This is a genomic window from Photobacterium sp. OFAV2-7 (assembly GCF_022347985.1).
In the GTDB taxonomy this organism is placed as follows: domain Bacteria; phylum Pseudomonadota; class Gammaproteobacteria; order Enterobacterales; family Vibrionaceae; genus Photobacterium.
Map to the genome: position 1 here is coordinate 1 of NZ_JAKRFQ010000267.1, position 5,853 is coordinate 5,853.

A 5,853-nucleotide genomic window follows, 5' to 3' on the forward strand; every position below is an offset into this window, starting at 1 on the left:
TGGTGTTGGCGATCTGACAACGGCGCTGGAAGCGAAAAACCCTGAGCTGATGACCTTGTTTAACGATGTGAAAGGTGAGCCGCTATCGGCGATTGCGATCATCTCACTTGCTGCATGGGGCCTGGGTTACTTTGGTCAGCCGCATATCCTGGCACGTTTCAAGGCAACCCGTTCTAATGCTGATATCGGTACGGCACGTCGTATCGCCGTAGCATGGACGGCCCTGTCGATGGCGGGTGCTATCCTGGTTGGTCTGGTTGGTATCCTGTTTGTCGATAACCAGCTAGGTGGTGAACTGGCCGATGGCGAGAAAATCTTCATGCTGTTGGTTAACTCTATCTTCCACCCTGTGATTGCCGGCATCTTGTTGGCGGCAATCCTGGCGGCAATCATGAGTACGGCGGATTCACAGCTACTGGTGTCTTCATCGGCATTGGCTGAAGATTTCTACAAGCAGGTATTCCGTCCGCAGGCATCAACAGAAGAGATTGTACTGGTAGGTCGTGTGGCGGTTATCGCACTGTCTATCGTTGCGCTAGTGCTGGCGATGAACCCTGACAGCACGGTACTGGGTCTGGTGTCTTATGCCTGGGCTGGCTTTGGTGCGGCATTCGGTCCGGCCTTGCTACTGAGCCTGTTCTGGAAAGGCATGAACCGCAACGGTGCGCTTGCAGGTATTGTTGTTGGTGCCCTTACAGTGGTGATTTGGAAGCAACTTTCAGGTGGCCTGTTCGATATGTACGAAATAGTACCTGGATTTATCTTTGCGACGATCTCAATCATTGCGGTTAGCTCTATGACGGGCGGCGCATCGAAGGAAGTGGAAGCGCAGTACGAGAATTACGAGAAGAACCTGGTTGAGTTTGACTAATACATAGACCAAGTCTCGAATATCAAAGCCAGCCGCCATTAAGCGGCTGGCTTTTTCTTTTCTAATTATTCGATTTACTTGAATTACTCACAGGGCGGGGCGAGGTGGATCATCGCCAGGCCACCGAGTGAGGTCTCCCGGTACTTCTTGTTCATGTCCTTACCGGTCTGGTACATGGTCTCGATAACCTTGTCGAGAGAGACCAGCGACTTGCTGTTGCGCTTTAAGGCCATTCGCGAGGCATTGATAGCCTTGATCGCTCCCATGGCATTACGCTCGATACACGGAATTTGAACCAGCCCACCGATAGGGTCACAAGTCATCCCCAGCGAATGCTCCATGGCAATCTCGGCTGCCATACAGATTTGCTCGTTGCTGCCGCCTCGGATCGCCGTCAGGCCAGCCGCCGCCATGGATGAGGACACCCCGATTTCTCCCTGACAGCCGACTTCCGCACCGGAAATAGAGGCGTTCATCTTGTACAACATGCCGATTGCGGCCGATACCGCCAGGAAGTCTTTTATCTGGGGTGTGTCGAGCGGACAGATGAATTTGTTGTAGTACATCAGCACCGACGGGATCACCCCGGCTGCGCCATTGGTCGGTGAGGTGACCACCTGGCCGCCGGCGGCATTCTCTTCACTGACCGCAAAGGCAAACAGATTCACCCAATCGAGGATGGTCATCGGATCATTGTCGATGTCTTTATTGGCTTCGAGTTTTTTCAGCAAAGCCGGGGCGCGGCGCACCACATGCAGGCCACCTTCCAGTACCCCCTCGGTTTTGAAGCCTCGTTGCATGCAGGCCGACATGACCGTCCAGATTTGCTTGGCCTTGGCATCAAGCTCTTCCTGGGAGCGAAAGGCCAGCTCGTTGCGAAGGATCATCGCACCGATACACAGACCTTCGTTTTCCGCAGTATTGAGAATATCTTCGGCAGAGTGAAAACGGTAGGGCACAGAGACCGTGTCGGAGGATTTACCGTTTTGCAGTTCATCGGCTGTAGCAATAAAGCCGCCGCCGATTGAGTAGTAGGTTTCGAGAAAGAGTTGCTTGCCGTCGGCATCAAACACGCTGATGGTCATCCCGTTTTCATGCAGCGGTAGATTGCTATCGTGAAACAGCATGTCGGTCTCGGGGTTAAATCCGATCGTTTTCTTGCCGGCCAGGTTGAGTGTGTTGGCCTGGATGCCCTCTGCCATCGCTGCGTTGGCCTGTTCGATATCAATATTGTCCGGGGTATTGTTCATCAGGCCGAGAATGGTTGCGCGGTCGGTATGGTGCCCTTTCCCGGTAAGTGACAATGAACCGTAGAGGTCGACCTGAACACGTTCAATCGTGTTGGTTAATGTGTCTACCTTCTGACAAAAGTCGAACCCTGCCAGCATCGGACCGTTGGTGTGGGAGCTGGATGGACCAACCCCGACTTTGTAGATATCAAAAATAGATAACATGGTCGCTTCCCTCGTGCTGTATATCTGTTAGACAACCTGATCACACCAAATTATTCCGTGATGGTTGTCCAAATCTCGGATCAATGATCAAGGAAGAGATAGTTCTGCCAGCTCTTCATGCGGATCAGCACTTTTCGCATGACAGATACATGTTCGAAGCTGTCGGAATAGACAGCAATCTCGACATTAGTTCCCTGTGGGAGATGAAAAGGCGATAGATCATCGGTGACCCGAAGTTTGACCAATGGGCGCCCCTGCCTTAACAGCAAGTCGCTGCCGTAAAGTACGCCTGATGCCTGTATTTGGCTTTCACCGATGGCTGGCAGGACCTCGACCACTTCACCTTTAAAGGTTTTACCGGGCAGGGCGCGAAAGACAAAATCAGCTTTGAACCCGGTTTCAAGACGTAGCAGGGAGTTTTGGCGAAAGGCGCCAATATAGAGTTGTTCTTCCTGGTGAACGAATGTCATGACGGGTTTTAGCGGCAGCGGTACGGCCATCATGCCTGGGCGCAGCGTTACTTGGGTTACATAGCCATCGGTAGGCGCATAGACAACGGTTTCATTGAGATTGAATTCCGCCTGGGTGAGCTGGGCGCGTATTTTGGCGACTGTAGTATTTTCGCCCATGATCTCAGACTCGTAGGCAAGCTTGGAGCGGCGCTCCTCGGCTCTGGCAGCAGCCAGAGAGGCTTCGGCACTGAGATAGAACTGGCGCCGGTTATCGACTTCTGACTGGGTAAATGCTCCGCGTTTGAAGCCTTTTTCGTAACGCTTGAATTGCTGCAGGGTCCGATCGCGCTCGGCGATGGCTTTAGCCGTCGTGGCCTGGGAAGATTTATAGTCGGCCTCCAGGCCGAGAACATATTGCTTTGCTTCGGCAAGGGAGGCTTGCTGCAGTCGAACCTCTGCCTCAAAGGGGGTCGGATCTATTTTGAACAGTACTTCGCCTTTTTTTATTGGCTGGTTGGGAGATACCGGTACATCGATCACTTTTCCCCTTACGCCTGGCACAATCGGGGTGGTAACAAAATACTGACCGCCGTAGTTGGTGTGCGGATGGTTGTAGTTCATCAGTAGTATCAGGGTGCCGATCAGTACGATCCCCCCCAGAACTGCGGTCGGTACTGTCCATTTGTTAAGCGGGATCCGGAAAATTTTAAAGATGGCGATGCAGAGTGCGGTATAGGTAAGAATCAGCAATAAATCCATTAGTCCTCCTCTTTTTGGTCAACTTTGTCGTTTCGGTGGGAGGAGGCGGACTGCCGGGCCTGGGTAACTTCTAGCTGCGCGACTTTTTCGGTCAGCCGCTCTACCTGTTCTGTAAGTTGGAGGACTTCGTGGTGAAGCTCGTGTTGTTCGTTTTGGATTTTGGTGAACCCCCAGCCACGATCTTCCCGCCATAGCGTGGCCCAGATCCATAGAAATGGCCAGATGGCATGGAGGGTGAAAAGACTAACCCAGCCAGCATAGTGAATGGCATCCTGGTGAGGGTGGTTGCGCTTTTTCGATATTTCATAGGGGATGTCATGGATTGCGATCACGCCGTAGAATAAAAAAACGGCGACAAACACCAAGACCCCCAATGCAAAGTAGTCGAGAAACATCCATGATCCTTAATGTGTTATTGGCAATGGTATAAGTAAAAAGTAGCATCGAATAACGGTACTATCTGAGTTTGCAGTACTTCTTAATCTCTCTATTTTTAAACAGTGTTTTTTGTGTGGTTAATTACTCTGGCATAATAGCTCTAGTTTTGCGGCATTCTGCCGTTATATAGAGTGTAGATAATTGTTGCATGAGGGGTTATGTCAAACCTGGTAATCGGTCTGAGTTTGATCGGCGTGGTGCTGGTTTGGGTGATTGTCCGCTATTTTTCCGCGGTGAAATCGCAGCGCGTTAGAGTGCAGGAGAAAGTACTCAAAGATCAAAAATATCAGCAGGTCCTGGAAAAGGCCAAAGTGGCAGAGCACGAGGAAAAAGTCTTCAAGGCGCAAACCGGGCACGTTTCAAGCCAGCTGTCGCTGGCAAAGGAGTTTGAGCTGACCAGTATCAGTAAGGCGATCTTCTGGTACCAGAAGGCTGCGGCCTTAGACAACGATATTGCCCAGAATGCCCTGGCCCGTCTATGTCGGTTAGATCGGTCCGACTCTGATGGCGAGGCGAAGTCGAAATACTGGCAGCAAGTCGTACTGGCCAAGCGCAAAGAGCCGGAAGCTCTGTACCAGCTGGGGTATTACCTGGTATCCGGCTATGGCACCGAGATTGATACAGAGTCAGGGGTTGAAAAAATCACCGCGGCGGCTGAACAGGGACATGTGGAGGCGCAGCTTTTTCTCGGTGACTGGTATGTGGCAGAAATAAACCAGCACAAAGATCCTCTGGTCGCATTCGGCTGGCGGGTGCGAGCGGCACTGACCGATGAGGTTAAGGGCTGCATCAAAACTGCGTTTTGTTATCAGAGCGGGGTCGGGGTGGCCAAGGATCGCGCTCGGGCCATTTACTGGTTGGAAAGAGCAGCCGAAATGGGCAGTAGTGAAGCACAGTTTTTGGCCGCAAAGATGCACTTGGGTTCAGATGCCAATGATGCGGCTATCGCTTATGTGTGGTTTTCGATTGCCAACGGCTTTGGCCATAAAACGGCCAAGACCGAACGTGATGAAGCGGCGCAGTATGTTGGAATAGAGTCTATCCTGGCGGCCCAGAGCGTGGCCAATTCTGTCTTTCGGTTGCTTAAGCGCCAGCCAGTTGCACGTCACCGGGTAATTGATCTGATGGACCGGGTATATGCTCGAAGTAGCTACCGGCCTGACGAGGATGTTCTGGCATCGTTGGCCAGCGGAGAGTTGGTAGGAAATACGGCACAGGCCGAGGCGATTGCCAGTCGCGACGGGGAAGTAGAGCCGGAAATGCCACCGAGTGCACTTGCAATGCAGGAGCATGAGTTTAGCGGTATCGAAACCGGTGATAGTGCAGGCGTTGTGGCAAGCGAAGAAGACGATGACAACAGTTTGGCAGCCGAGACCAAGAATGAAACAGCGACCAAGGAGTACCAGCAGCAAAACTGGGCCACCTCATGGGACAGTTTTACGGCGGAGTCGAAGAAGTCGTCATCATGATACCGGTGCCGAATCCACCTCAAGGTAATCAAGCAGCTGCGGCATCGCCGTGATGGTAGTCACTTTCGGATGGTTAATTTTGACCGAGTGGGGCGTCGCAGCAAAGTGAAAGGTTCGGATATCGGCGTTGATCCCGGCCTGCACGCCCTTCGGGGTATCATCAACGAATACGCACTCTTGTAGCATCACACCCATGTGCATGGCGGCGAAGTGGAGAATATCCGGTTCAGGCTTCCAGCTGTTAGCCTGAAAGCCGCTAAAGAGCTTACCTTCGAAATAGGGCAGTAGCCCGGTCAGGCTTAAAGTGTGTTCGATCTTGCTGATAGGCGCATTTGAAGCAATACACATATCGCATCCCATGTTTGACAAGGTGTCGAGTAAATCCGGCACGCCTTTGATTGGCGTAAGCC

At 52.2% G+C, this 5,853-nt stretch carries 5 protein-coding genes and 1 pseudogene; 2 read left to right on the forward strand and 4 right to left on the reverse strand.

All coding sequences use genetic code 11. The annotated features are described in order from the left end of the window. Positions 1-871 (forward strand): annotated as a pseudogene (locus tag MHN01_RS14145) (sodium:proline symporter); the annotation flags it as partial. 83 nt (positions 872-954) lie between these two features. On the opposite strand, the gene MHN01_RS14150 reads toward MHN01_RS14145, so the two are convergent. The 3 genes from MHN01_RS14150 to MHN01_RS14160 form a co-directional block, all read right to left on the reverse strand. After that, entirely contained in the window at positions 955-2,325 is a 1,371-nt protein-coding gene (locus MHN01_RS14150) for an L-serine ammonia-lyase (RefSeq protein WP_239411929.1), read from the reverse strand. A gap of 80 nt (positions 2,326-2,405) precedes the next feature. Continuing rightward, positions 2,406-3,536, reverse strand: a complete 1,131-nt coding sequence (locus MHN01_RS14155) for an HlyD family secretion protein (RefSeq protein WP_239411930.1) — start codon at positions 3,534-3,536, stop codon at positions 2,406-2,408. Beyond that, positions 3,536-3,931: a DUF3302 domain-containing protein gene (locus MHN01_RS14160; protein WP_239411931.1), complete on the reverse strand. Its 396-nt coding sequence runs from the start codon at positions 3,929-3,931 to the stop codon at positions 3,536-3,538. The genes MHN01_RS14155 and MHN01_RS14160 overlap by 1 nt, the downstream gene beginning before the upstream one ends. Positions 3,932-4,132: 201 nt before the next feature. Here MHN01_RS14160 and MHN01_RS14165 point away from each other — a divergent pair, with 201 nt between their 5' ends. Next, positions 4,133-5,443, forward strand: a complete 1,311-nt coding sequence (locus MHN01_RS14165) for a tetratricopeptide repeat protein (RefSeq protein WP_239411932.1) — start codon at positions 4,133-4,135, stop codon at positions 5,441-5,443. Here the strand turns inward: MHN01_RS14165 and MHN01_RS14170 are convergent. Further along, positions 5,438-5,853, reverse strand: a 416-nt coding sequence (locus tag MHN01_RS14170) for an HAD-IA family hydrolase (RefSeq protein ID WP_239411933.1), incomplete at its 5' end; no start/stop codon positions are given. The two genes, MHN01_RS14165 and MHN01_RS14170, sit on opposite strands and share 6 nt — an antisense overlap.